The organism is Microbacterium zouquanmingi (genome assembly GCF_052266675.1).
In the GTDB taxonomy this organism is placed as follows: Bacteria; Actinomycetota; Actinomycetes; order Actinomycetales; family Microbacteriaceae; genus Microbacterium.
Genome location: NZ_JBQPRA010000002.1, coordinates 257,044 through 281,914 on the forward strand (window position 1 = coordinate 257,044; position 24,871 = coordinate 281,914).

At 65.4% G+C, this 24,871-nt stretch carries 32 protein-coding genes and 1 tRNA gene; 24 read left to right on the plus strand and 9 right to left on the minus strand.

Annotated elements, in window-relative coordinates; all coding sequences use genetic code 11:
* Window positions 1-5 precede the first annotated feature (5 nt).
* Window positions 6-842, minus strand: a complete 837-nt coding sequence (locus ACTU6V_RS05325) for an SDR family NAD(P)-dependent oxidoreductase (RefSeq protein WP_443467572.1) — start codon at window positions 840-842, stop codon at window positions 6-8.
* A 123-nt stretch (window positions 843-965) separates the two neighbouring features.
* Between ACTU6V_RS05325 and ACTU6V_RS05330 the strand changes: the two genes are divergently transcribed.
* Both ACTU6V_RS05330 and ACTU6V_RS05335 read left to right on the plus strand, forming a co-directional pair.
* The gene (locus ACTU6V_RS05330) at window positions 966-1,526 is read left to right on the plus strand and encodes an asparagine synthase (protein WP_443467571.1); all 561 of its coding nucleotides are present in this window, start codon (window positions 966-968) and stop codon (window positions 1,524-1,526) included.
* A gap of 74 nt (window positions 1,527-1,600) precedes the next feature.
* Window positions 1,601-1,673: transfer RNA gene (locus tag ACTU6V_RS05335), tRNA-Arg, on the plus strand.
* Here the strand turns inward: ACTU6V_RS05335 and ACTU6V_RS05340 are convergent.
* Window positions 1,639-1,971, minus strand: coding sequence for a helix-turn-helix transcriptional regulator (locus ACTU6V_RS05340; protein ID WP_443475131.1), 333 nt, complete (start codon window positions 1,969-1,971; stop codon window positions 1,639-1,641). The two genes, ACTU6V_RS05335 and ACTU6V_RS05340, sit on opposite strands and share 35 nt — an antisense overlap.
* A gap of 614 nt (window positions 1,972-2,585) precedes the next feature.
* Between ACTU6V_RS05340 and ACTU6V_RS05345 the strand changes: the two genes are divergently transcribed.
* From ACTU6V_RS05345 to ACTU6V_RS05440, 20 genes are all read left to right on the plus strand, one after another.
* Complete coding sequence (locus ACTU6V_RS05345) at window positions 2,586-2,849, plus strand: hypothetical protein (protein ID WP_443475132.1); 264 nt, start codon at window positions 2,586-2,588, stop codon at window positions 2,847-2,849.
* Window positions 2,846-3,112, plus strand: a complete 267-nt coding sequence (locus tag ACTU6V_RS05350; RefSeq protein WP_443475133.1) for a hypothetical protein — start codon at window positions 2,846-2,848, stop codon at window positions 3,110-3,112. The genes ACTU6V_RS05345 and ACTU6V_RS05350 overlap by 4 nt, the downstream gene beginning before the upstream one ends.
* Complete coding sequence (locus tag ACTU6V_RS05355; RefSeq protein ID WP_443475134.1) at window positions 3,109-3,432, plus strand: HNH endonuclease family protein; 324 nt, start codon at window positions 3,109-3,111, stop codon at window positions 3,430-3,432. Before ACTU6V_RS05350 ends, ACTU6V_RS05355 begins: the two co-directional genes overlap by 4 nt.
* Before the next feature lie 63 nt (window positions 3,433-3,495).
* The gene (locus ACTU6V_RS05360) at window positions 3,496-5,094 is read left to right on the plus strand and encodes a hypothetical protein (protein WP_443475135.1); all 1,599 of its coding nucleotides are present in this window, start codon (window positions 3,496-3,498) and stop codon (window positions 5,092-5,094) included.
* A 10-nt stretch (window positions 5,095-5,104) separates the two neighbouring features.
* Entirely contained in the window at window positions 5,105-5,317 is a 213-nt protein-coding gene (locus ACTU6V_RS05365; RefSeq protein ID WP_443475136.1) for a hypothetical protein, read from the plus strand.
* Window positions 5,318-5,336: 19 nt separating this feature from the next.
* Entirely contained in the window at window positions 5,337-6,392 is a 1,056-nt protein-coding gene (locus ACTU6V_RS05370; RefSeq protein WP_443475137.1) for a hypothetical protein, read from the plus strand.
* A 1-nt stretch (window position 6,393) separates the two neighbouring features.
* The gene (locus ACTU6V_RS05375; protein WP_443475138.1) at window positions 6,394-8,088 is read left to right on the plus strand and encodes a hypothetical protein; all 1,695 of its coding nucleotides are present in this window, start codon (window positions 6,394-6,396) and stop codon (window positions 8,086-8,088) included.
* A gap of 20 nt (window positions 8,089-8,108) precedes the next feature.
* Window positions 8,109-8,483, plus strand: coding sequence for a hypothetical protein (locus ACTU6V_RS05380; RefSeq protein WP_443475139.1), 375 nt, complete (start codon window positions 8,109-8,111; stop codon window positions 8,481-8,483).
* The gene (locus tag ACTU6V_RS05385; protein ID WP_443475140.1) at window positions 8,473-8,862 is read left to right on the plus strand and encodes a hypothetical protein; all 390 of its coding nucleotides are present in this window, start codon (window positions 8,473-8,475) and stop codon (window positions 8,860-8,862) included. Before ACTU6V_RS05380 ends, ACTU6V_RS05385 begins: the two co-directional genes overlap by 11 nt.
* 3 nt (window positions 8,863-8,865) lie before the next feature.
* Window positions 8,866-9,276, plus strand: coding sequence for a hypothetical protein (locus ACTU6V_RS05390; protein ID WP_443475141.1), 411 nt, complete (start codon window positions 8,866-8,868; stop codon window positions 9,274-9,276).
* Between the two features lie 6 nt (window positions 9,277-9,282).
* Complete coding sequence (locus ACTU6V_RS05395; protein ID WP_443475142.1) at window positions 9,283-9,777, plus strand: hypothetical protein; 495 nt, start codon at window positions 9,283-9,285, stop codon at window positions 9,775-9,777.
* On the plus strand, window positions 9,777-11,006 hold the full coding sequence (locus ACTU6V_RS05400; RefSeq protein ID WP_443475143.1) for a hypothetical protein: 1,230 nt from the start codon (window positions 9,777-9,779) through the stop codon (window positions 11,004-11,006). Before ACTU6V_RS05395 ends, ACTU6V_RS05400 begins: the two co-directional genes overlap by 1 nt.
* Entirely contained in the window at window positions 11,006-11,362 is a 357-nt protein-coding gene (locus ACTU6V_RS05405) for a hypothetical protein (RefSeq protein ID WP_443475144.1), read from the plus strand. Before ACTU6V_RS05400 ends, ACTU6V_RS05405 begins: the two co-directional genes overlap by 1 nt.
* On the plus strand, window positions 11,359-13,071 hold the full coding sequence (locus ACTU6V_RS05410) for a hypothetical protein (protein WP_443475145.1): 1,713 nt from the start codon (window positions 11,359-11,361) through the stop codon (window positions 13,069-13,071). The genes ACTU6V_RS05405 and ACTU6V_RS05410 overlap by 4 nt, the downstream gene beginning before the upstream one ends.
* The gene (locus ACTU6V_RS05415; protein ID WP_443475146.1) at window positions 13,071-13,808 is read left to right on the plus strand and encodes a hypothetical protein; all 738 of its coding nucleotides are present in this window, start codon (window positions 13,071-13,073) and stop codon (window positions 13,806-13,808) included. Before ACTU6V_RS05410 ends, ACTU6V_RS05415 begins: the two co-directional genes overlap by 1 nt.
* Window positions 13,805-14,536, plus strand: coding sequence for a M23 family metallopeptidase (locus ACTU6V_RS05420; protein WP_443475147.1), 732 nt, complete (start codon window positions 13,805-13,807; stop codon window positions 14,534-14,536). Before ACTU6V_RS05415 ends, ACTU6V_RS05420 begins: the two co-directional genes overlap by 4 nt.
* Window positions 14,533-14,763 (plus strand): hypothetical protein, encoded by a 231-nt coding sequence (locus ACTU6V_RS05425; RefSeq protein ID WP_443475148.1) that lies wholly within the window; start codon window positions 14,533-14,535, stop codon window positions 14,761-14,763. The genes ACTU6V_RS05420 and ACTU6V_RS05425 overlap by 4 nt, the downstream gene beginning before the upstream one ends.
* Window positions 14,764-14,775: 12 nt before the next feature.
* Window positions 14,776-15,009, plus strand: a complete 234-nt coding sequence (locus ACTU6V_RS05430; protein ID WP_443475149.1) for a hypothetical protein — start codon at window positions 14,776-14,778, stop codon at window positions 15,007-15,009.
* A gap of 2 nt (window positions 15,010-15,011) precedes the next feature.
* Window positions 15,012-15,932, plus strand: a complete 921-nt coding sequence (locus ACTU6V_RS05435) for a hypothetical protein (RefSeq protein ID WP_443475150.1) — start codon at window positions 15,012-15,014, stop codon at window positions 15,930-15,932.
* Window positions 15,933-15,940: 8 nt separating this feature from the next.
* Window positions 15,941-16,117, plus strand: a complete 177-nt coding sequence (locus ACTU6V_RS05440; RefSeq protein WP_443475151.1) for a hypothetical protein — start codon at window positions 15,941-15,943, stop codon at window positions 16,115-16,117.
* A gap of 19 nt (window positions 16,118-16,136) precedes the next feature.
* Here ACTU6V_RS05440 and ACTU6V_RS05445 read toward each other — a convergent pair whose 3' ends face one another.
* From ACTU6V_RS05445 to ACTU6V_RS05465, 5 genes are all read right to left on the minus strand, one after another.
* The gene (locus ACTU6V_RS05445; protein WP_443475152.1) at window positions 16,137-16,322 is read right to left on the minus strand and encodes a hypothetical protein; all 186 of its coding nucleotides are present in this window, start codon (window positions 16,320-16,322) and stop codon (window positions 16,137-16,139) included.
* The gene (locus ACTU6V_RS05450) at window positions 16,306-17,139 is read right to left on the minus strand and encodes a tyrosine-type recombinase/integrase (protein ID WP_443475153.1); all 834 of its coding nucleotides are present in this window, start codon (window positions 17,137-17,139) and stop codon (window positions 16,306-16,308) included. Before ACTU6V_RS05450 ends, ACTU6V_RS05445 begins: the two co-directional genes overlap by 17 nt.
* A gap of 297 nt (window positions 17,140-17,436) precedes the next feature.
* Window positions 17,437-17,775, minus strand: coding sequence for a hypothetical protein (locus tag ACTU6V_RS05455; protein WP_443475154.1), 339 nt, complete (start codon window positions 17,773-17,775; stop codon window positions 17,437-17,439).
* 397 nt (window positions 17,776-18,172) lie between these two features.
* Window positions 18,173-18,322 carry a hypothetical protein gene (locus tag ACTU6V_RS05460; protein ID WP_443475155.1) on the minus strand — a complete coding sequence of 50 codons (150 nt, stop codon included), beginning with the start codon at window positions 18,320-18,322 and terminating at the stop codon, window positions 18,173-18,175.
* Window positions 18,319-18,462 (minus strand): hypothetical protein, encoded by a 144-nt coding sequence (locus tag ACTU6V_RS05465; protein WP_443475156.1) that lies wholly within the window; start codon window positions 18,460-18,462, stop codon window positions 18,319-18,321. Before ACTU6V_RS05465 ends, ACTU6V_RS05460 begins: the two co-directional genes overlap by 4 nt.
* 162 nt (window positions 18,463-18,624) lie before the next feature.
* On the opposite strand from ACTU6V_RS05465, the gene ACTU6V_RS05470 reads away from it, so the two are divergent.
* A complete protein-coding gene (locus ACTU6V_RS05470) occupies window positions 18,625-18,909 on the plus strand; it encodes a hypothetical protein (RefSeq protein WP_443467570.1) in 285 nt (94 codons plus the stop codon).
* Window positions 18,910-18,948: 39 nt separating this feature from the next.
* The gene (locus ACTU6V_RS05475; RefSeq protein ID WP_443467569.1) at window positions 18,949-20,448 is read left to right on the plus strand and encodes an L-serine ammonia-lyase, iron-sulfur-dependent, subunit alpha; all 1,500 of its coding nucleotides are present in this window, start codon (window positions 18,949-18,951) and stop codon (window positions 20,446-20,448) included.
* A gap of 4 nt (window positions 20,449-20,452) precedes the next feature.
* Here the strand turns inward: ACTU6V_RS05475 and hrpB are convergent, their stop codons facing one another.
* On the minus strand, window positions 20,453-23,014 hold the full coding sequence (gene hrpB / locus ACTU6V_RS05480; protein ID WP_443475157.1) for an ATP-dependent helicase HrpB: 2,562 nt from the start codon (window positions 23,012-23,014) through the stop codon (window positions 20,453-20,455).
* A gap of 192 nt (window positions 23,015-23,206) precedes the next feature.
* Window positions 23,207-24,838, minus strand: a complete 1,632-nt coding sequence (locus tag ACTU6V_RS05485; protein WP_443467567.1) for an SPFH domain-containing protein — start codon at window positions 24,836-24,838, stop codon at window positions 23,207-23,209.
* Window positions 24,839-24,871: the final 33 nt, after the last annotated feature.

The following is a 24,871-nucleotide window of genomic DNA, read 5'->3' on the forward strand; positions in this document are numbered from 1 at the left end:
TCGCTCTAGCTGATCGGCGTGGTCGTATCCGTGGCCTGGCGGAGCGTCGCGCGCATCGTGCGCCAGTACCGCGCGGGAGCGATCCGCACGATGGCGTCGACGAGCCGTGCTTCACGGCCGACGAAGGTGCGCGAGCGGCGTCGCTCGGTAGCGCGAATGATCTGCGCCGCCGCGTCTTCGGGCTCGGTGTGGTACATCGCTGCCTGCGCGGACGCGGCTCGCGCCGCGACCGCCGGGTCGATCGAGGCGGCATAGCGACCGTGCAGAACGATACCGGTGCGGACGCCGGCCGGGTGGATGATGCCGACGCTGACGGAAGTGCCTTCCAGCTCGTGCCGGAGAGCTTCGGAGAAACCGCGCACAGCGAACTTGCTCATCGAATAGGGGATGCGCCCCGCAGGGGCAGCGATCGCGTAGAGGCTGCCGAGATGGCTGACGTGTGCGGCGGGTGCTTGCCGGAGCGCAGGCATCAGAGCCTTGGTGATCGAGACGGTTCCCCAGAGGTTCACGTCGACCAGCCAGCGCATCTCTTCCATGGTGAGCTGATCGAGAGTGCCGAGCATCGACGACCCGGCGCACGTGATCAGCGCGTTGACGCTCGGGTGGGCCGCAGTGATCTCGGCGGCCGCTGCGACGACAGCGTCATCATCGCGGAGATCCACGACGTGCGTGCTGATCGTGCCGGCAAGCTCATCCGTGAGGGAGCTCAGCGCTTCGGCGTTGCGATCGATCAGGGCGAGATGCGCACCCTGAGCGGCGAGCTGGCGGGCAATTGATGCGCCCATGCCGCTGGCGGCACCGGTGATCACGGTGGTGTGGCCGGCAAGGGTGAGCCGTCGCATCCATCCTCCTTGCGGCGTTCGTGCAGCACTGCACGTATCAGACAGGCCGGGATACCTGTCGGACTCTATTGTGACCGACAATGGTGTCGTTGGGGAACGATACGATCTGGGAAGGAGGTTCTGGTGGGACGAACTGCGGATGCCATCGCTGAAGGTGTCGCGATCGCCACTGCTGCCGCGCGCCTGGCAGTGAAGAACCAGATCCTCGTCGGTACGATCGCCAAGGGCGGGGTCTTCGACGCGGCGAAGTATCGTGATGTGGCCCGTGAGGCACTGCTCGCGATGTCCGCAGAATCCGAGCAGGCCGCAGAGAACGTCATCCGCCTGCGCAAGCGTGCGCGGGGCCGTCACTCCGATCCCGCCGGTACCCACGATTACCGTGATCGAGACGTACGGAACCTGCGTCGTCGTGCCAAGCAGTCCGCCGGTGTCGCCGAGCGACTGAAGGCCATGGCAGATGATCCCGCGCAATTGGAGCCCCTGGTGGAGGATGCCCGTGCCGCTGCATGGGGAGACGTGCGAGGAAACCTCGATCGACGCCTCGTCGTCGAAGGCATGCGTCCGGACCAGGACCCCGATTACGCCACGATGCGAGAGGCCAGGATGCAGGCTCTTCGCCTGGTCGATCTGCAGGCGCTTTCGTCGCAGCAGCGGGCGAAGCGCAAGCGCGAAACGGCCTCCTGACGCTCGTTTCGCGTTCCGGTCCTTCGTCATGTATTCTTGCTGAGGCCCGTTTGAACGAAGCAGGCCGAGAGAATGCGCCACTAGCTCAATGGATAGAGCATCTGACTACGGATCAGAAGGTTAGGGGTTCGAGTCCCTTGTGGCGCACACTGTGTTGAGACAGTACAGAAACGGCTCCCGCTTCGGCGGGGGCCGTTTCTGCGTTAACGCCCTCTGCGAACCATTCGATGCGCTGACCTGTAACACGCGCAATAGCAAACAGCTTCGAGGCTGACGGCTCCGTCTCGCCCTTCTCCCAAAGACCGACAGCAGAGCGCGAGACGCCCACCTTCTGACCGAGGTCATCCTGCTTCATATCGGCGGCGATGCGCGCGATCTTGATCTTCCGTCCAAGGCGCAGCAGGACTAGCGCGTTTGCCTGCTTCGAGTCGTCAATGAGTGTCATGCGACGATTCTAGCTCGTCTCTTGCGAGAAAACACGACACGCCGCAATCAATACCAATGCCGCGTGTCTTGCGCTCAGTGCCGTATCGTCTCGTGTCATGCGAGAAAACACGACATTAAGTAAGGCTCGACCACCACCATCGCCCCAGTGAGGGGCGACACCAACTAATACGAACCCACGGCGGGCGCAGCCGAGACACGCGGAGGGCAACCGCGCACCACAATGCCATCCCGATTCGAAGCGGGGCGATGGTCACAGGGCAGGTCCGGGCATCGCACCTCGCCCCTCGACTAATCCCGCTTCGGAGGACACCCCGACGGCTGGCCTCTCTCCATGTGAGAGGCGCTATGTGCATGGCTCCGATTCCCATCGGTGTACGGCAGATAGCTCCCGCATTTCAACACCTCACGGTGCTGAGCGGGGGCTTTTACCGACCCCTCAAACCCTCGATCCCGGCAGGAGAAAGACATGGAACACCGCTACCTCGACTCCGGCTGGTGCACCTGTGGACACCACCGCGACGACGGACGAAACGAACGCGACCGAATCACCCAACCCACAGTTGCCGAGATACGCGCGATCCTCACCGCCTACGAACCGAAAGACCTCACGACATGCTGACCCAAGCCCAGACCACCAAGCCAGCGACCGACGCACTCACCGACCTCGTCCTCACCGCCCGCATCCGACGCAACGCAGCGATCAACCAGGGGCACGCCAAGCGAGCCCAGGAATTCGACAACGTCGCCCAAACCCTCGACCGCGTCCGAACCCGCCTCGTGCAAGACGGACCCGAATACCTCGACGCGGCCTGGGCATTCATCGACGGCGGCCGAAAGATCATCGCGAAGCTCACACCGAACCAGGTGCACTCATGATCGACAACATCGAGCCCAGCACATTCCTCATCGCCATGATCACCATCTTCGTCGTGCTGCTCGTCGTCGCCACGCTCGACCAGATGCGACTCGACCGGAACCGCCGAGCCCTCGACACCGCAGACCAGCGACTCATGCCCCTCATCTACAAGGGCGCGTGCGCACACACCTGGCACGAGCACCGCGACATCCACGTCTGCACCAGACCATACGAACACGAGGGACCGCACTTCGACAGCGAGCACGAAGCACTACTCCGATGACTGCCAAGCACCGCGACCCCGAGTACTACCGCAGCGCCAAGATCATCCGGCAGCAGGTAGCAGCTCAACGACGAGCAGGAGAAGACGTCATCTGTCGTCGGTGCTTCCAGATCATCGACATCGAACAACGCTTCGACGTCGGACACATCGACCCTGACGGCGGGCCATCGCTATCCAACCTCCGGCCTGAACATCGACGGTGCAACAGATCGGCCGGCGGTAAGTACGGCGCAGCACGTCGAGCAGCACGCCGGGGCGGGCGCAGGCCCGAGCCCGCCCGCCTCGGCGGCATCATCTCATCCGGCTCGCTCAACTGGTAAACACCTGATCAGGACGGCTTTCTTTTGACCATCACAGCTACCCCCGCCTCTGGCTCTACAGGCGTGTTTTTCCCCGACATCGAGGATCACTGGCTCATGGACGAGTCGGCGTGGCTCGCGCAGCGCGCGCTCGCGCTCACACCTGACGGCGTCACCGAGCTCGTCACCACGGCCCGCGATCGTCGCGAGTTCCTGACCGGGATGCGGATCATGGGCCAGGACATCGGGCGAGACGGCGCCGCACAAGACCCGCTCCCGCAACAGCTGCTCGTCGTCGACATGCTCGCCGCCGGCCACACGATCAACGGGATCATGATGCCGCGCCGGTCGACGAAGACGACGACCATCCTCGCAATCATCCTCGGACGGTGCGCGTGCCGACCCCGCCGAAACTCTGCATTCACGCTCGCGACGACAGGCCTCAAAGCACGCGAGAAGTTCGGACACGAGGTGCTCGACGTGATCGAGGCGAGCTACCCCGACCCGAAGAACCGGCCGGTCAAGGTAGTCCGACAAGCTGGCTCCGAAGCGCTCCGCTTCCCGAACCGCTCCGTGTTCGCCGTGCACGCACCGATCGGCGACAACTTCCGAGGGTCAGCGTATGACGAGGTCCTCATCGACGAGTCTGGCCGCGCGAAGCCCGAGATGACCGAAGACCTGCTCGCCGCGATCCCGCCGACCTTCGACACGACCGGCGGCCAGTTCATCATCACCGGAACCGCCGACGCCATCCGCACAGGGAACCTCCTGCACGAGGTGCTGTTCACCAAGGCCGAGCAGCTCGGCAGCGGCATCATCCGATACCACGCACCCGATACGACCTCAGACGAAGAGTGCGCCGACTGGGAACCCACACCTGAGCACCCCGAAGCCCGCGTGCGTGACCTCGTAGAACGGCATCACCCCGGCATAGGCAACCTCACCACCCTCGACGCCGTCCGACAGAACTACCACCTACAGCCGCGGGAGAAGTTCAAGTTCGAGTACCTCGGCATCTTCGGCGTCGAGGGCGACGCGTCGTCGCTGATCATCCAGAAGGAATGGCAGCACACCACGATCCCCGGCTCGCTCCCTGCACCGCCGCCCCACTTCACGCTCGCAATCGCAGTCCACCCGGACGGCCTCTGGTCATCCGTCGGCGTCGCCTGGCATCACACGATGGAACCTCAAGACCTCGTCGCGGTCGCGCTCGACCAGGAGACCGGCGAACGCGAGACCAAGATCGCAGTCGGACTGCTCCACCACCAGCAAGGAACCAAGGGGTTCTGGAAGACCGCCCTCAGCTTCGCCAGGAAATACAACGTGCCGATCATCTACGACACCGCGTCCCAGTCGGTCAAGCCCGAGATCGAGGAACTCGAACGCGCCTACCCCCGGCCGGCATTCACACCCGCCAAGACCCTGGACGTGCGCACCGGCACGACAAAGATGCTCACGTACCTCACGCAAGACGGGCTCGTCCACTGGCAGCAGGAACGCCTCGACAACGCCGCTCGCATCGCGGTCAAGCGTGCGATCGGCACGTACGGCGGCTTCGGTGTCGGTCGACCGAAAGACCAACCAGACGCCGACATCACACCGATCGAAGCGATCACCCTGGCGCTCCAGTTCCTTGCCGAAGCGCCCACCATCGTCAAGCCCGCCGACATCTTCGACTTCTAGGAGACCCCTCATGCTTCATCTCGACGTGTGCCGATCCAGCGTTGTCATCGTGTGCACCGACTGCGGTCACTGGCGCGGCATGGCCTTCACCAGACTCGGCGCATGGGAGCGTGCCGCCGCCCACGAGAAGCTCTGTCACCCCGGCCAGACACAGGCGCAAGACGCGCTCTCCGAAGCCCGCCGCAAGCTCCGACACGCCGTCAGTTCTTCGGCTGTGGGATAACGGGTAGAGCCTCGTGCACATGGGACTTTGGAGCTTCCTCACCGGCGGGCCGGCATACGCACCGCTACCCGTGACCCCGTTCTCGCCCCAAGACTCCTTGCAAGAGATCACCGTCGCGCAGCTCTGGCCCGAGCACGACACCACCAAGACACTCACGGACCAGACCGTCCTCCGCATCGGACCGGTCAAGCGATCCTACGAGATCGTGTGCGGTGTGCTCGCCCGGATGCCGTGGCGACAGTACGACGCCAACGGCGAGACGGCCACGCAACCTCAGTGGCTCGTCAACACCCAGACCGGCATCGCACCCCGCAACCTCCGATACGGCGTCGTCGGTGACCTGTTCCTCCACGGCTGGGCGGTCATCGGCTTCGAGCTCGGCGCAGACAGATACCCGATCGACGCCCTCCACATTCCCTTCGGCTGGTGGACGATGGAACAAGACGGACGCATCACCGTCGACAAGTCCATCGCCACCAAGTACCAGCAGCGCGTCGTCGCGATCAACCTCGGCTACGGCTCGAACGGACTGATGGTCGACGGGGTCGATGCACTCCGAGATGCACGGGCGATCGGTGCCGCGTACCGCGACCGCATCGACAACCCGATCGCACAGACCATCCTCAGCGTCTCATCCGAAGAATGGCGTGGCTGGTCGAAGGTTGAACGGGAACAGTTCCGACAGGCATGGATCAAAGGCCGCGCGTCATCCAACGGTGCCACAGCGATGAAACCCGACTTTGTCACCGTCGATATGCCCGGTGCCATCCCCAGCGATCTCTTCGAGTCTGGCCGCAACGCGAACCGCCTCGACATCGCCAACCACGCCGGCGTGCCCGCCGACCTGCTCGAAGGCTCCAAGCAGTCCGGCGGCGGAGACATCCACTACTCCACCGAGGCCGGCGGTGAGCAGCGCAACGAACTCTGGGACTTCGGACTCGCGAAGTTCGCCGACGCAATCGAGGCACGCCTCTCGCTCGACGACATCTGCCCTCCGGGACTGTCCCTCCGTCTCGACACCTCGCACTATCTGACCGCCCCGAACCCGACCACACCACTCACGAGTGAGGACTGACATGGATGCTGTAATCATCGACGCCGGAACGCTGGCGTTCAGCGAAGAGGACATGACCGCGACCGGCCTACTCGTCCCGTACGGCGTGAAATGCCGATCCAACCTCGGCGAGTTCGAGGTATCGAGCGGCGTGTTCACGTTCCCCGAGGACACCACCGGCATCGGGCTGAATGTGGAGCACAAACGCGAGGACGTCGTCGGTGCGATCACGAAGGCATGGGAGCAGCCCGAGGGCATCATGTCCACCTTCAAGTTCTCACAGACCGACGAGGGCCGCGCCGCGTTCAGCGAGGCCAAGTCTGGCAAGCGGAAGCACCTCTCAGCGGAGGTCGCGAAGGTCACCATCAGCGATGGCAAGGCGACCGGTGGTGTGCTGTTCGGCTCCGCGGTCGTTGAGCGTCCCGCGTTCGCCGGTGCCACTCTGCTCGCCGCCGAAGACACCGAGACCATCGCTGTCGATCAGAACGTCGCAGCAGAGGGTGACCCCGAGCACCTCGTGATCGCCGCCGAAGTCCTGCCCACCGATGTCACCGTGACCGCTGAGGGCGAGTCGCGCACGTATACCCCCGAAGCCGAAGCACCGGCCGAGGACAACCCCAAGGAGAACATCATGACCGCATCCGCAGTCGAAGCAGTCGCCGGGGCATCCGTCCCCGCCACGCTGCTCGCCAACGCACCCGTCACTCAGTCCGCCGAGGTCGACCTCGGTTCGGTCTTCGCGAACATGGCGCTCGTGAAGAACGGCGCACCCGAGACGCCCGACGCACTCACGCTGCTCGCCGAACTGTCTGACATCAAGGCCGAAGCGGCCGGCGGGCTCACCGTCGCGAACTCCGGTGTCATCCAGCCTGCATGGGTCGGCAAGCTCTGGCAGGGACGTCGCTACCAGCGCAAGTACCTCGACCTGCTCACACACCTCTACGGCGGCATCTCGCTCGGCGGGCGCAAGGGATTCAAGCTCGACCAGGGCACCGCGCTCGTCACCAAGTGGAGCGGCAACAAGACCGAGATCGGTTCGGGAACCGCGACCACCTCCGTCACGTCCGCAACACGCCAGGCATACGGCTACGCCGCCGACGTCGCCCGTGAGTGGTGGGACCTCGACGGCGGCGCCGACATCATCGCCGCATTCTTCGAGGGCGTCGTCGATTCGTACGCGAAGGTCACCGACCTCGACGCGCTCACCGCAGTGTTCAACGCCGCAGCCCGCACCTCTACAGCACTCGACCGCCTCGTCGCCCCCGGCACCTTCCCGAGCGTGGACGGCCACGACTACGAGTCGGCGATGGGAATGATCATCCAGGGCATCGAGGCGATCTCGGACGCCGACGACGACGCATCGTTCGCGATCGTCAACCCGGTCGCCTGGTCGCAGATCCTCTACACGCCCAAGGACCTCGTCCCCGAGTACGTGTCATTCAACGTCGGCGCGGGCACGGGCGAAGGAAGCGCAGACGGCAAGGTCAAGATTCAGAAGGCACCGGCCGCCGCGTTCGTCGGCCTCGACCCCGCGAAGCCGCAGGTCATTGTCGGCGCGAAGGCCGCTGTCGAGTTCCGTGAGCAGGGACAGACGCCGATCCAGGTCGACGCACTCGACATCGCCAAGGGCGGCGTCGACAAGGCAGTCATCGGCTACCTGGAGACGTTCGTCGTCCGCCCCGAGTCGCTCGCCCTCATCGGCACGAAGACCGCGTAAGCGGCCGGGAGCGTAGAACGATGGCTGACTGGTACACCGTCGACAACGGCGGACCTGCTGACGACCGACTGATCGCGGCCTGGAGAGACGCGCCCGTCGAGAACCAGGAAGTGTGTGGCTTCATCCTCGAAGCAGCACAAGACCAAGTCATCGCCTACGCTCCCGAACTCACCGAGACGACAACCGTCGTCGACGGCTACCTCACGAACACCGTCACGATCCCGACCCGCTACGTATACGCGCAGCTCCAGCAGGCTAAGAACCTGCTCATGGCCGGGTCAGTCGCTCGTGGCGGGGACTACGGAGACGGCGAGTTCAGCTATGAGCCGCGCCCACTCGACAAGGCGATCAAGAACCTGATCCGCCCCGTCGACGGGAAACCTCATGTCCTCTGACCGCGCCCTCCGTGCCTGGTTCTCCAGCCAGATCAAACCGCTGCTCCCCGCGGGCTGGCGTTACATCCCGAACCAAGACACCCCGGCGCAGATCACCGTCGTCACCGTCGTCTACAAGCTGCTCGAAATTGAGCCGCTCGCCGAAGCCCCCATCGGCTCGAACCGGAACACCATCGTCCTCACCGTGCTCTCACCCCACGAGGACGATGTCAAGGCCGAGGATGCCCTCGACAACGACGTCATCGACATGGTCACCGCCCTCGACGGCCACGCCAAAATCGCGTGGTCCCGGGCGCAGAAAGTCCGCGACCCGAAGACCGACCGACTCGCCTGGGACATCACCGTCTCCGTCATCACCACACGAAGCACAAGGAGTTAGATCATGGCCGACATCGCCATCGCACCATTCATCATGCGCGACTGCCTCTTCCAGGTCGCCGCCGACAACTACGAGGGCCACGTCTCACAGGTCGAGTTCGTACCGTCCCCGGTGCTCGCATCGTGGAAGGGACTCAAGGCCGGTGCCGTACATCAGTTCGCTGGTCTCGCCACATGGGTTGCCAACCTCGCTCTAGCGCAGGACTGGGAAACAGCGGACTCCCTCGCCCGATACCTTCACGAGCACGAGGGCGAAGAGGTCACTGTGACGTTCGAGCCGGTCAAGGGCGGACCCGGCGTCACCGCGACACTGATCCTCGTCCCCGGTTCCATCGGCGGACAGGTCGACAGTGTGGCCGTGTCGGCTGTGTCCTGCCCGGTCAACGGCAAGCCCGCTGTCACCGCCATCGTCTGAACGATCATGGCTCGCATCTCCCTGCTCGTCTCCCGCGACCTGGCCGTACTGGTCCAGGCCGCGAGGACGCTCCCGCGTGAGGTCGCATCGCAGATGCGCTCGCACACGCGACGCGTCGTCGAGCCCGCGTTCCAGGAAGAGATGCGCAGCCGTGCCGGCACGAGGCTGGAGACGCGGGTGCTGCTCGACACCGCCCGCGTCTCCGTGTCCGACTCAAACGTGACACTCAAGTCCGCCGGCATCGGGAAGGTGCACGGCACGCCCGCCGCGGCCTTGAAGACCGCGACAGAGTTCGGCGCGAACCCCGACCGGATGATCTCGACCCGCTCCCGTAAGGGCAAGCCCTACAAGCGACGTCTCGGCAACGCGTTCCGGTCACGCAACCCGCGCGGGTACGTGTTCTTCCCGTCCGTACAAGCCTTCATCCCCCGCGCGGGCGCACTCTGGTTCCAGACCGCCTACCGCACCGTCGCGGAGACCTTCGAGAAAGCGAGCCGATAATGGCCGGCGGATACACGGTCGGCATCGCCTCCGAAACCAAAGCATTCAAGCAGGGCATCGAGTCCGGCGTCATCGACCCGCTCGAAGACGCGCAGAAGGAACTTGTCGAGCTCGGCAAGAGCAAAGGTCCCGACCAGCTGGAACGCTCTCTGAAAGACGCCGGGAAAGCGACAGATCGACTCAAGGACGAGACGAAGGACGCGGCCCGCGCGATCGAGCAGGAGTATCGCGACAGCTACCGGAAAGCGAAGCAGTCCGCCGACGACGGCCTCGACGGGATGAAACGCCACACCGAAGAGACGACCGGCGAACTCAAGCAGAATATCGGTGAGACGTTCTCGTCATTCCGTGGCGACCTCGAAGATCTACCTCAGATCGCACAGGACGTGTTCGGAGGGCTCGCCGGATCAGTCGGCACGCTGGGCGCATCCCTCGGACTCGGCGCCGCAGCAGCTGGAGTAGGCCTGATCATTCAGGCATTCAACCAATCCGAGGAAGCAGCACAGCAAGCAGCTGAGGCATCATCCGCGTGGGCAGATAAGTTCGTCGAATCGGGACAGCGTGCAGCCACGGCATCACAGCAAGCCGCCGAAGTGATCGCGATCTCTACCGACCCCGAACGATACAAGGAAGCCTCCGAAGCCGCGAGGCTCTGGGGAGTCGAGAACGAGATCGCGATCAACGCTCTCGCCGGCAACCCCGCAGCCATGAAAGCCGTAGAAGACGCCCTCGACCGTAAGCGGGAAGCTACGGAGAAAGACACGCAAGCTGCTCAAGAAGCCGCGGAAGCAGCGGGCGGCAGCCTCGTCTCTCTCACGCATCTCGAAGTTGAACTGAACAACGCCGAAGCAGCATGGAAGAAGCACACCGATGCGATGGCCGGCGGCGTCCAGCAGGCAGACGACGCATCCGCCTCACTTCTCAATCTCATCGCACAAGAGGAAGGGCTCGCCCGCGCGGTCGACGACCTCGGCAACTCCGTCATCACGCTCCCCGATGGAACTGAAATATTCATCGACGCGAAGACCGGTCAAGCCACCCTCGACGTCACACGATTCAAAGACGACACCGACGGCGTCATCGACCACCTGAACGGTCGAGATGTCCTCCTAAAAGCCAAGGCCGACGTCTGGGCAGCGCAGAACGAGATCAACAGATTCATCTCCCAGAACGACGGTAAGAGCTTCAAGCTCCACGGTCGTGTGACTGTGGATTCGGGGTGGCAGTGATGACCACGATCACGCATTCGGCGGGAGTCATCACCCCGACGGTCGCGGACGGATACCAGGCGTCTCGTACGCCGGGGACGATCATGCATCCGATCCTCGGTCGTGAAGGCGATGATGTGACCTTCCGGCCGGCAGCGCTCCGCAAGGGCACGCTCACGCTCGTGTTTGCCGTCGAAGCGGATGCGCACGCGGCCGTGACGGTTCTCGTCACTCCGCAGGTGTTCATCCTTGACGATCCCGACGTGTCGATCAGTATGCTGTTCGTGGTCGCGGACGGTGACATCGTCGTGTCGCTGGACGATGAGACTCGCATCGTGTGGATCGTTGAGGCCCCGTTCCGTGAGGTGTCACCGTGACGGGCTCCACACACGTCTACACGGCGACCCTGGCACCGGGTACGCCACTGTCGCTCGCGGGCGGGTCCATCACGTTGGACGCGAGCCGCCGCCCTCACGTGTCCGGCTCACTCACAATCGCGCTTCCGTTGCTACCCGTGCTGGAGGCGCTCGATCCGCGCATGTCACCCGCACCGCGCATCATCGTCGAAGTGGATGCCACGTTCCCCTGGGGCGTGCAGTCGCGCACGTTTGATCTTGCGTTGCGTGACCGGACGGTGAACCTGGAAGCCGCAACGGTCACTCTTGACATCGCGTCGGATGAGGCGCTGCTCGGAGACTTCGCCCCGCTCGCCGATGACCCGGCACCGCTGGAGCATCAGGACTCGCTTCAGGGTCTCGTCGGGTACGTGCTCGGTACGGTGATCCCCGGTGCGGTGCTGGAGGCGGGGCCGGATGCCGCGGTGCCGGCGCTGGCAGATTCGGCGAACCTGATCCGCAACCCGCGCGCCGGTTTCAACACGACGGACTGGCACGCGACATGGGCGACAGGTGGGCTCACGCCACTACGGCAGGCGTCGGGCGGTCCCGCGTACGCGCCGACCTATATGGCGTACCTGTCGAACGCGGGCGTGATTACCAACGGTGCGGAAGTCTTCATCGGTGAAGATGCTGTTTCGCTAACCTCTGGAAAGAAGTACGTCCTGTCAGTCGGGCTCAACGGCTCGCCCGGTCGCGAAATGATCCTGGACGCAGTGTGCTTCGACGGAACCGGGAACATCACTGGCTTCATCCCCGCAGTGACGACGATGATGCTCGGTGGCAGTGGCGTCTGGCAGCGCGCCGTGACCGAACCTTTCGAGGCGTACTCGAACACCGCCCGCATCCGTGTCAGGGTCCGCGCCGCGCAGCTCGGCGGGTCCGAGTACATCAACGTCACCGGCTGGCGGCTCTCCGAAGCGACCGGCGACATCACTGCAGACGGCCTCTACTTCGACGGCGACACGGCCGACACGGCCAAGTACGAGTACACGTGGCAGCAGGCCGCGCACGCAACGATCTCGAACCGCAAGACGCTGATCGACGCGGCGACCCCGGATGCGCTGATCTGGGACGCCGGACAGGACGCCATGTCATTCCTGGCCCCGCTCGTGCAGGCCGCAGGACTCCGGCTCGTATGCGACGAACAGCGGGTGTGGACCCTCCGCGACGAGCACTACGACGCCGGCGGCGCGCTGGAGGTCCGCCACGCGGTCAACCTCATCGGCGGGTCTGAGAAGATCGCGCGCGGTGACGGGGACTGGTTCGACGCCGCCGCCGCCGTCTACACGTGGATGGATCGCTCTGGCACGCGCCACGAGCAGGTAGACACCTTTGCCCTGACCCCCGACTACACGCTGCTGAGACGCTTCGAATTCGCGACCCCATACCCTGGCCCCGGTTTCGCCGAGTACGCCGTGAGGCGGTCGCAGGGGCGCGGTCGTGAGGTCACTGTGAGCACCGTCTCGGATTGGGTCGCGAAGGCCGAACAAGGCTTCACCGCGATCCTCTCCGGCACGCCGACACAGACCGGGCAGACCAACGTCGTCCGCTTCGATCTCGACACCGACGAAATGACGATCACAAGCCGCACGATCGACACGCTCCCTGGCGCGTGGATTCTGCTCAGCATCGACGAGGAATGGCTCGACTCCCCGGTAGGGGCGTCCTGGATAGGAGAGGCAGTCTGATGGCTATTGGAGATGACGCACTCGCAGACGGCATGGACATCGTTCCGGGAACGGCCGACCGCCGCAACGGGTATGAGGAGATCAACAAGACCCGCGACTACATCGTGCAGCGCATCGCGTCGAAGATCGCCGCACTGTGGCCGCTCCCGATCAACAAGGGCGGCACCGGGAAGACTACCGCGGCGGACGCTCGCGTCGCGCTCGGCGTCTGGGCGAACTCCGGCGCGACCGCGCCGAACACGACACCCTCACTCGGCTGGAACGGTGCACGGCTCCAGTACGAGATCCCCGGATACGCCGGTCCCGTGAATCTCGCGAACCTCTCCGACGTCGGCAGCGGATATCTTCCTTTGGCTGGCGGCACGCTCTCCGGTCACTTGTACCTGCCCGCCGCGTCTCCCGCTGATAGCGGCTACACGGTCGCGTACATCAACAGTGACGGCCGCGTTTCCCGCGGTGCATCCTCCGAACGCTACAAGAAGTACATCTCCGAGGTTGCGCCCGAGACCCTGGGCGATGTGTGGCCCGATCTCGTGCGCTTCCAGATGCGCAGCGGCGACGGCTCGTGGAAGTACGGCTACATCGCCGAACGGCTCGACGAGTCAGACGACCTGAAACCGTTTGTCGTATATGACACCGAAGGACGACCCGACAGCATCGACTTCATCGCCCTACTCATGGTTCAGAACGCGCAGCTCAACGAGCGCGTGAAGGCACTAGAAGCGAGGGCGTCATGAGTCTGATCCTTCCCGTCGAGTCATACATCGGCATCGCATCCTGGCAGGCGCACATCGATCGTGGCGTGCCGTCCAAAGAGCCCGGGACCGACTTCTACGTACCGATCGGCACGCCGATCGTCGCCCCGGCAGACGGGTACATCTACGGCGCCGGGAACAGCATCGACCCGGACACGGGCCGATGGGTCGGCATCAACTTCGACAACGGCATGTCATTCCGCACCATGCACCACTCACAGAACCTCCTCACCTCCGGCCGCGTCGAACAAGGCCGAGTGTTCGCCCTCTCCGGTGCATCGGGGTACGGCGAGGAGGACTGGTCGTGGAACGTCGCCGAGACGGGCGGCGCGCACGTCCACGCCACTCTCTGGCCCACACACGACCACCTGTACGGGTACGGCAAGGGCGGCACCCCGTTCACGATCGATCTCATGCAGCACGCCTCACCCCGCACCATCGACCTGTTAGGAGACCTCATGTCACTCCGAATCATCGACAGCCCGTTCTATCGCGCCGCCGGCTACCGCGTCATCCACAACGGCCAAGCCGCGACATCCGTCCCCGCAGGATGGGTGCAAGACATGATCACGCGCGGTCAGATCCCATACGCCGCGTACGACGACGACAACCTTCTGACGACCGAAGTCAACCTCGTCTGGCAGCTCGGCGGACTCTCCACCAGCGACGCCGCAAACAAGACCGCCGAGATGATCAAGGCGCTCGAATGAACGCACCCGACTCGCCCGCTGTCATCACCCTGCGTGAGGTCTATGACCTCGTGCAGGAAGTGCGCAGTGAGGTCGCACTACTCAAGACCACCGAACTTACCAAAGACGTGGACGACCACGAGCAGCGCATCCGAGGACTCGAACGCTGGATCTGGCGGGCGTCGGGTATCGCGGCCGCTCTCGGCGCGCTCGGCGGCACCGCCGTCAGTCAGATCATCCAACGATAGAAAGGGCACACCATGACCACTCCACGCACCCGCGCCGAAGCGCGCGCGACCGAGACTCCCAACCGGTGGGTCCCGTCCCCGGCCGTCCGCGCATGGCTGTACGGCATCATCGCCGCCGCAGTCCCGCTGCTCGTGCTGCTCGGGGTCTTCACCGTCGATGTCGGTGGTCATGTGCTGAACATCGCCGCCGCGCTGCTCGCGATCGGTGGGCTGTCGCTCGCCGCTCGCAACACCCCGAAGGAGTAATCATGCCCGACCTTCCCGAGCTCGTGCCGCCGTGGTCGCGGATGCCGCTCGTGCACGACGAAACGAACCTGTTTCCCGAGCCGACGCTCGGCGCGCTGTCCGATGAGATCACGTCTCGCGTGGTCGCCTCACCTGAACTAAGCGCCACGATAGGGGCACTCGTCCAGCTCGTCGCGGATGAGGTTGTAGGCAACGCGATCACCGAAGCGGACATACCCGGCCAAGCGACGACGGCAGTCGGTAGCGCGATCACCGACGCTGACGTTCCGGCGCTCGTGGGTGCCGCCGCTGGCCCTGCCGTAGCGTCTGAGGCGAATGCGCAACTGCCCCCCTTGGTGGCGGCTGAGGTCGCGCTTCGCGTCCCGCCCGCCGTGGATGTCGCAATCGCCACGGCCAACATCCCCGGACAGGTCGCCATCGCTCTCGCCGCACAGTCCGGGAAGATCGTCCAGGGTGCCGGTTCACCGCTCGGCGTCGTCACCGCCGCACCCGGCACGCTGTACGTCGATACGGCATCCACGCTCGGGGCGTCGGTCTGGCGGAAAGCCAGCGGGACGGGTACGAGCGGATGGGTGATCCTCTACGGCGACACCGCATGGCGCGAACTCGTCCTGGGTAACGAATGGACAGGATCAGTGCGCGTCCGTCGCATCGGCTCAGCCGTCGATCTGGTGGCAACAGGCCTCGTTGCCGGAACCAGCACCCTCGTCGTGTCCGCTGGTACAGGTTTCCGCCCTCAACAGAACGTTCCCGTAATGGGCCGACCGGCGAACCTCACCCTGCCGCCCCAGTATGGTCAGGTCACTTGGCAGTCGGCCTACCTCTCCCTGCCGAGAGATGTTGCGTTCAATGCGCAGACGTTGCAGGCGTCGTACTCGACCCTTGACGCCTGGCCGACCACGCTTCCCGGAACACCCGCATAAGGAGAATCATGGACCTCACCGAACTCACAGACGAAGACCTCGACCAGCACCGCCTCGACGTGCTCAACGAACTGGAGCGGCGGGCGAACCTTGCGGCGATCCCCTCACAGGTCGCCCAGCTCGCGCAGACGTACACGGCGGCGGGCGGCAACCCTGCCGACCTCGAAGCCGCGCTCACGACCTGAACTAATCCCCACACTTAGTTCAGCGTTGTGAATCGCGCCGATGGCGTTCGAGGGCAACCTCGTAACTGCCATCGGCGCGCCAGAGCGCGTGTCGTTCGAGGGCGCTGATGATCGCGGCGCGGACCACGAAGTACAGCACGACAGCGCCGACGATGAACCCGCCGAGCAGGATGAGAAGCGACAGCATGTCAGGCGTAGCGGACATCAGATTCCTCCAGTTCCTCGACGAGGGATCGCATCCGCCGTCGGTCAAGCTCAACATAGCGCCTCGTCGTCGACGGTGAGGCGTGCCCGAGTAACTCCTGCACGAGCAGCAGGTCGGACTTGAGCGCGTAGGCGCGCGTGCCGAAACGATGACGCAGGGTGTGCATGGTCCACTGGTCCGGCAGCAGATCGCGGATGCGTTTACCGACGTACGCCGGCGATAGATGCCCCGGACCCCAATCGCCCGGGAACAGGTACCCGTCCGGCATCGACTGGATCACGCGAGCGAGCGATCCTGGGACCGGCACCACGCGCTCCTTGTCGCCCTTGCCGTGCACGACGAGAGACCATCCTACGAGATCGTCCAGCATGTCCCGTGTGTGCGCACACGCGACCTCCGAGCGCCTCAGACCCATCTCCGCAGCCATGCGCAGCATTAGCGTCTCCCGCATCGGTGCACGCAGCAGCGCTTCGCGGTAAGCAGCATCCGGCGTTGGTCGCGGGCGCGGCGGGGTGGCCTTCACCATCGGGAGGACGTCGGCGACGACGCGCTCGCACCGCTCGGTCGCGACACCCCATCGCCAGAACGCGAGGAACGTCGTCCGACGCGACCGGCGCGTCTCCTTCGCCCACTCCTGCCCTCCCGCGTACTCCAGCAGCGCGGCGCCGCTGACCTCCCACGGCGACGCGGCGCTGATCCTCCGCGCCAGATGGTACAGGTGATCACGACGCGCACGCCGTGTCGTCTCCGGTTTGCCACCGGCCTTCTGGTGAGCCAAGAAAGCATCTACTTCATCGATCCATGCCTGAGACAGCATATGAAACCCCTCCGATTAACTGACCGAAGGTCGGGCACCATCGCCCGACCTTCGCACCGACTATGGCCTGTCTAGGGCTGTCTCCGAATCTCGACGTTCACCACAGCGCACCGTCCATGCCGGCGTACTCGTATCGGGTTGCCGGGATCAGATCGCCGCCGGCGGTTTTCATCTGCGTCCTGATCAGCCGGACGCTCGCGCCACAGTTCGGGCACACGAGCCACTCGCCCAGTTGGGCATAGTGACTCGTCGGCAGATGTGCGTAGCAATAGCACTCGCACGCTACTGAGGTGCACATCACGCATCACGACTCCCAACCTCGACATCCGGACGGAACGGCACCGCGCACGTCGGCGTGTGCATCGGCACGGGTGCATCGCACGTAGGGCAGAAGTCGTCGTAACGATCGCGCTTGTAGTGCTCCCGAACCTCAGCGATCGTCCCGACGCCGAGCACCTCGGCGCGCAGCAGGTCGAGCACCTGGAGCGTCCGGACAGTGAAGCAGTCCGAGCGCACGAGGCGATCCATCGCGAGATCGACGCCTCGCAAGACGGGATCGAGGGCGATCGGGTCAGACTCGCCGGGGAATCGGAAGTCCGGGTTCATCCTGACCGCGGGGTCGTCATACTCAGGCATCGTGACTCCGAATCTCATGATCTACCGGAGTTGCGACGTGGTCGCGTATGACGCCGTACCGCTTGTGCCGCCACCGCCAGATATCGTCTAGTGGGCTCTCAAGCCGGAAGATCGGCTCTCCACACGTGCAAGTGGCGTAGATGCTCGGCAACTGCGTCTGCTCTTCCCTGCTCATGGTTGTCTCCTAATCTCGACGTTCACCACAGCGCACCGTCCATGCCGGCGTACTCGTATCGTGTTGCCGGGATCAGGTCGCCGCCGGCGGTTTTCATCTGCGTTGCGATCAGCCGCACGCTCGCTCCACAGTTCGGGCACACGAGCCACTCGCCCAGTTGGGCATAGTGACTCGTCGGCAGATGGGCGTAGCAATGGCACTCGCACGCTGCGGAGGTGCACATCACGCATCACGACTCCCAACCTCGACATTCGCCGCGTGCTTCGTGTGGGTCTTCCGCCACTCGGCGAGCATGACCTTCCCGAACTCACTCTCCGAGACGGCGATGCTCTCGCCGCAGGGGCAGTCGTGCCACTTCTTCTCGTAGGTCATGACTGACTCCCAATCTCGTGCTCGGTGGTGACGACGAGATCGATCAACTCGACCTTCGACAGTCGGGCCAACTCGCGTCGGCGGGTGAGGTCGCTCTGGCGCTGCTCATCTTCGAGCATCGCCTCCCAGGAGCCGCTCACAGGACGACCGCCTCAGTGGCCAGCAGCAGTGCTAGTTCGAGGTCGCTGTCTCCCAACCAGAAGGTTAGGGGTTCGAGTCCCTTGTGGCGCACACTGTGTTGAGACAGTAGTGAACCCCCGTCGCGAAAGCGGCGGGGGTTTTTCGTTCGATATGCTTCTCAGGTGACTGACACCGAACAACTGTCGGCCCAACGGGTCAGCCATGTGGTCGCCTTGGTGGCCGGATTAGTCGCGATACTGGCGTTCTACGTCATTCCCAGCGGTGTCGTCGGCTACCTTGTGGTGATCGCGGTGAGCGTCGTTGCCATCGTCATCGGCCATCGCTCTGTCAGCCGCCGCGGCCCCCTCCTCTGGATGGCGATCCTCGGCCTCATCCTGGCGTACCTCGGACTGGTCGTGTCCGTGGGTGTGCTCGTCGTCAGACTCATGCGGATGTTCGTCGGCTGACGTCGGCTGCCTCTCAGACGACAGCGTTAGCCTGGTGGTGTGACTGCGTACGTCTCGGCCTTCGACCTGTTCTCCATCGGGGTGGGGCCGTCGAGCTCGCACACAGTCGGTCCGATGCGGGCAGCTCTCGATTTCTCACGCCGGCTGGCCGGTGAAGCAGCACTCGAGGACATCACCCGGGTGACCTGCACGCTGTACGGATCGCTCGGCGCCACCGGCATCGGCCACGGCACGCCGGATGCTGTGGTCGCTGGCCTGCGCGGACTCGAACCCGAGTCGTGCGACCCCGCCGACGTGAGCCGTGCGTGGACGTCGTATCCCGAGGGGGAGAGCCTGCTCGTGGCTGGTGCTCATGCCGTGCCCTTCGCCAAGGGCGATATCGAGTTCGCTCCGCGCACACGGCTACCGGGGCATCCGAATGCCATGACCTTGCGCGCGCATGCGGCTGACGGCTTGTCGCTTGTCGAGCATACTTACTACTCGATCGGCGGAGGATTCATCCGCCGCGACGGCGAAGAGGCGCAGATCGCCGCCGGCGGGTTCCCGCTCAACTATCCCGACGCGGCGTCTCTGATCACGATCTGCGATGAGCGCGGCATCACGATCGCCGACGTCGCTCGGGAGAACGAGATGTCACTGCGATCGGAGGCCGAGGTCGCCGCAGGCCTCGATGCGATCTGGGACGCGATGGCCAGCTGTGTGGATGCGGGTCTGCACGCCGACGGCGTGCTCCCCGGCATCCTCAAGGTCAAGCGCCGCGCCGGCGCGCTCCGTGAGCAGCTCGACGGGATCGAAGCCCACGGGTCCGCTGCGATCCCCGGAGAGTGGCTCGGCGCGTTCGCGCTCGCGGTCAATGAGGAGAACGCGGCCGGCGGCCGGGTCGTCACGGCGCCCACCAACGGCGCGGCCGGCATCCTCCCCGCGGTCGCGATGTACTGGTGGCGGTTCCTGGCCGACTCCGGACTCGGGTCAGGAAACGCCGTCACCCCGTATGGCGAGCTCGTCGGCAGCGCCCTGCTCGGATTCTCCGGCGCTTCACGCAGGGAAGCTGACTCTTCGACAGAGATCGATTCCGTCGCCGTTGCCGAAGCGAACAGACGCCGCGGCATCCGCAGGTTCTTGCTCACCGCAACTGCACTCGGGTCGTTGTTCAAAGCGAACGCGTCGATCTCGGGTGCCGAAGGCGGATGCCAGGCGGAGGTCGGCTCGGCCTGCGCGATGGCTGCCGGCGGGCTCACCGCGGTGATGGGCGGCACGACCCGGCAGATCGAGAATGCCGCTGAGATCGCGATGGAGCACCATCTCGGCCTCACCTGCGACCCGATCGGTGGGCTCGTGCAGATTCCCTGTATCGAGCGCAATGCGATCGCGGCATCCACCGCTGTGACTGCCGCGCGTCTCGCGCTGCGCGGCGACGGCGAGCACTATGTGTCGCTGGATGCTGTCGTGGAGACGATGCGGCAGACCGGCGCAGACATGTCGACCAAGTACAAAGAGACCAGCGAGGGCGGTCTCGCGGTCAACGTCATCGAGTGCTGAGCGCCTACTCGCGCGTGGCGCGCTTAGTGGTATGCCGCGTCGGTGCCGCCTGCCACGGGTCTTCAGGCCACGGATGCTTGGGGTAGCGGCCGCGCATCTCGGCGCGCACCTGCGAGTAGGGGCCCGACCAGAACGAGGCGAGGTCATCCGTCACCGCGAGCGGGCGCCCGGCGGGGGAGAGCAGGTGGAACAGCACCGGAACGCGTCCACCGACGAGCCGCGGGGTCTCTGCCCATCCGAAGCACTCCTGCAGTTTGACGGCGACGAAGGGTCGTGCTGTCGGGTCATCCAGCGGCGGGTAGGTGATGCGGGCGCGCGATCCGCTGGGCACCTCGAGTCGCTCAGGGGCGAGAGAATCGAAGGCGGATGCTGCTGGCCAGGGCAGCAGGCGCCGCAGAGCGCTGGCGAGATCGACGCGGGCCGCAGGCTGACCGCTGGCGAGAGCATCGAGTTCTGGGCGGAGCCAGGTCTCGAGGTCATCGAGGAGTGCTGAGTCTGAGACATTCGGCCAGGGCGATCCGAGTATGCGGTGCAGCAGGGCAAGGCGGCGTCGCAACTCATCAGCGGCACCCGACCAGGCGAAGACGTCCAGGCCATGGCGTGTGAGGGCTCGGCGCACGGCGGCCCGCCCGCCCATATCGGCCTGCGCGCGCACCGGAACCGACGCCTGGACGATCGCTCCGATGCGGCGCTCGCGACGTGCGACGACGCGTCCACCGGTGAATTCTGCCTCGACACGGTCGGTGCGAAGGTGACTTGCCGCGAACTCGGCCTGCTCTTCGGAAATCGCTGCGGTGGCGCGGATGACCGCCCCGGTGCCTGCTGCCGCGCGTCCCTGCGCTCGAGTGACATCGGCGACCGCGAGCCATTTCGCGTCGGCGAGGGGGCCCGTGATCCCCGCGCGGGTTCCCGAGGCCAGCAGAAAAGTTGCTCCGCTCGCCGTGCGCTCCACTCGCCGTGCGATCCGTTCGGGAAAAGCGAGCGCGACGATCAGGCCGACGTCGTCCGTGCTTGCTCCGGTGCGGTCATCGTTCGCGAACGACGCGTTGCGCAGCAAACGCGCGACCTCCTGCGTCCAGCGGCGCGATTCCGGTGCCCTGCGTTTGCGCAGATCGACGAGAGCCGAGGCGATATCGCCACCTGTGACGCGGATGTCTCCGCCGATCAGCGCGACGACCTCGGCGGCGAATCGGGCGCCGACGAGCGGTGTGCCGTCGCGCAGTGCGCGAGCGAGCCGGGGATCGGTCGGGATGCGGGCGAGCTCTCGCCCCTCGTCGGTCGCGCGCCCTTCGTCGTCGATCGCCCCGATGCTGTACAGCACGGCGGTGGCATCGCTCAGGCTGTCGGCGGGGAGCGGATCGAGCATCCGCAGTCCTGCGCCGCCGGGCGACCCCCAGCATGCCAGCAGCAGGGCCGCATCGGTGAGATCTGCGGTCGCGATCTCGGGAGCGGGACGCGCGGGAGCTGCCGCGAAAGTGCGCTCGTCGACGCAGCGGATGACGGTTCCTGGGCCCTGTCGCGTCGCGCGTCCGGATCGCTGGATCGCTGAGGCCCGTGAGGTGGGCACGGTGACCAGTCCGGTCATGCCGCGGGCGGCATCGCGCTGCGGAGCGCGAGAGAGGCAGGTGTCGACGACCATCCGGACGCCGGGCACGGTCAGAGACGATTCGGCCAGGGAGGTCGTGACGATGATGCGTGGCGGTTCGGTCGGCGCACGCCCGCTGATGACAGCATCCTGGTCGCGCGCAGGCATCTGCCCGTGCAATTCGCGGACGTCGAAGTCGCGGCCAGCCGTGCGGATACGCTGCGCGATCTCGGCGACCTCACGCGCACCGGGTGCGAACACGAGGACGTCGGCCTCAGGATCTGCGCCGGTCAGTTCTCGCGCAGCGGATGCCGCGACGCCAGCGACATGATCAAGGAAGCCCCAGGTGACGCCGCGCTCATCGAGACGCGGAATCGGGCTGGGTGCCCAACGCTCGTGGAGCGGATGCTGCGGCACGGTCTGCGTGACGATTGGAGCGGGCTCATCGGTGCCCAAGACAGCGGCGATCCTCTCGGCGTCCAGCGTCGCGGACATCGCGACGAGCGTGAGGTCATCACGGAGTTCGCGCACCTCGGTGAGCAGCCCGATCAGCAGGTCGGTCTCGAGGGCGCGCTCGTGCACCTCGTCGATGACGACTGCGTCGACTCCGTCGAGCCCAGGGTCGCTGAGCAGGCGCCGCAGCAGCACTCCGGCGGTAACGAACTCGATCTGCGTCTCTTGGCTGACGGAGCGCTCGCCGCGGACGGTGAAGCCGACCCGGGTGCCGAGCCCGGAGCCATCGAGTTGTGCGAGCCGGCGTGCGGCGGCGCGGGCGGCAACCCGTCGGGGCTGGGTGACGATCACCCGACCGTGCACGCGGTTCGCGAGCAGCGGGGGTACGAGCGTGGTCTTTCCGGTGCCGGGCGGCGCGCTGATGACCGCGGCCCGGCTTCGCCCGAGCGCAGAGTCGAGGTCGCCGACCGCGGCGGCGAAGACCAGGCCTGCGCCGATCTCGGCGATGTCGAACGGGATGCTGCTCACGTGTCTATCTTCGCCTCTCGCCGCGTCGGGGCGGCACCTTCGGCGTGTGGTGTGGGCGGTGTGGGGCGCCAGACGAGATGAAAATGGACGGCTATGCGCGCTCATATCCGGCGCAAAGCATCTGGCATGAGTGGCGACCGGGCACGAAGAAGGCGTCGACGCGGACGAATCCGAGTCGACGCCTTCTGGGGATCACTCCGAGGCGGCCTGCGTCGAGGTAGGAGCAGATGCCGATGCTGCGGTCTTGGTCTTCGGCGCCTTCGCAGGCTTCGACGCTGCGGTCTGGGCATTGGTGATGGTCTGGGCGCCCGCGATGCCGTCGCCGATGCCGCGGCCGACTGCCTGGCCCTGGATGATGGCGGCGAGGTCGAGGCCCGTCGCGGAGCTCACGCTGTCGAAGACCGACTTCAACGCCTTCGCGTTGTCGGCGCCGACGACGTTCGATGCGCCGTCTTCGCCGGAGCTGCCGATGATCGACACGTTGCCGATCGTGGCATAGCCCTTGGCGAACTCGCTCATGATCGACGGCAGCACATCGAGTACGCGCTGCGAGAGGAAGGCTTCCTGGTTCGAGGCGATGGCCTTCGCCTCTGCTTCGGTCGCGGCAGCGCGAGCTTCACCCTCGGCGCGAATGGCATCGGCTTCGGCGTTCGCGCGCAGGCGGCGGGCTTCTGCCTCGGCGTCGGCGAGAGCACGCAGGGCGTTGGCCTCACCGGTGGCCTTGGACTCGGCTGCGGCGGCCTCACCGGCGGCGCGGGCGCGGTCGGCCTCTGCCTGCTGCTCGGCAATGCGGGTGCGTGCCTCGGCCTGCTTGACCTGCTCGATCGCGGCGGCCTCAGCAGCACGCTCACGCGTATAGAGATCTGCCTGGGCGCGGGTCTCGGCTTCGTACCGCTGTGCGTCGGCGACGCGCTTGACGTCGGCATCCAACTGGGCCTGGCGATTCTCGGCGTTCTGCTGCAGAACGGCCTGCTCTGCCTGGGCGCGGGCGAGGTGTTCGGCCTGCTCAGCCTCGGCGCGGGCGCGGCCGATGCCGGCGTTCGCGTTCGCGGTGTTCGTGTCGAGAGCCGTCTGCTCGACCAGGTTCGACTCCTGGTTGGCGATGATCTTCTGGTTGATCGCGCGGTCGGCGTTGGTCTGCGAGATCTCTGCCGACTGACGCTTCGACTGGATCTCCGGCGCACCGAGTGACTGGATGTACCCGACCGCGTCGGTGATGCCCTTGATCTGGAAGGAGTCGAGGATCAGCCCCTGCTCGGCGAGCTCGTGAGAGACGTCGGCGGCGATCTGGTCGGAGAACTTCTTGCGCTCGCGCATGAGCTCGACGACCGAGAGCGTCGCGACGATGCCGCGGAGTGCACCCTCGAGCTGTTCGGTGGTGAACTGTTCGATCGCGGCATCCTGCGAGGCGAAGCGCTCTGCGGCGCGGCGGACGTACAGCGGGTCGGAGCCGATCTTCACGATTGCAACACCATCAACGTTGAGCGTCACGCTGTCGAGTGACTGCGCTTCGGCGTTCAGCGACACCTGACGTGATCGCAGCGAGATGATCTCGTGGCGCTGGGTGATCGGGTTGACGAGCGACTTGCCGTTGACGATGACGGTCACAGGCGAGTCGACGCTCTCAGAACTGCTCGTGCCATCGGCGTTGATGATCGCGCGCTGCACTCGCTGCTTGCGTCCCGAGATGACCAGCGCTTCGTCGGCGCGGGCGACCTTGATCCAGCTGCGTGCGAACAACAGCACGATCAGCCCGACCACGATCAGGACGACGACAGCGATGCCGACGAGAACCAGAATGCCGATAGCTCCGGCGATCTCCATGTAAGTTTCCCCCTCCGGTAGTCCGCTCGTGCG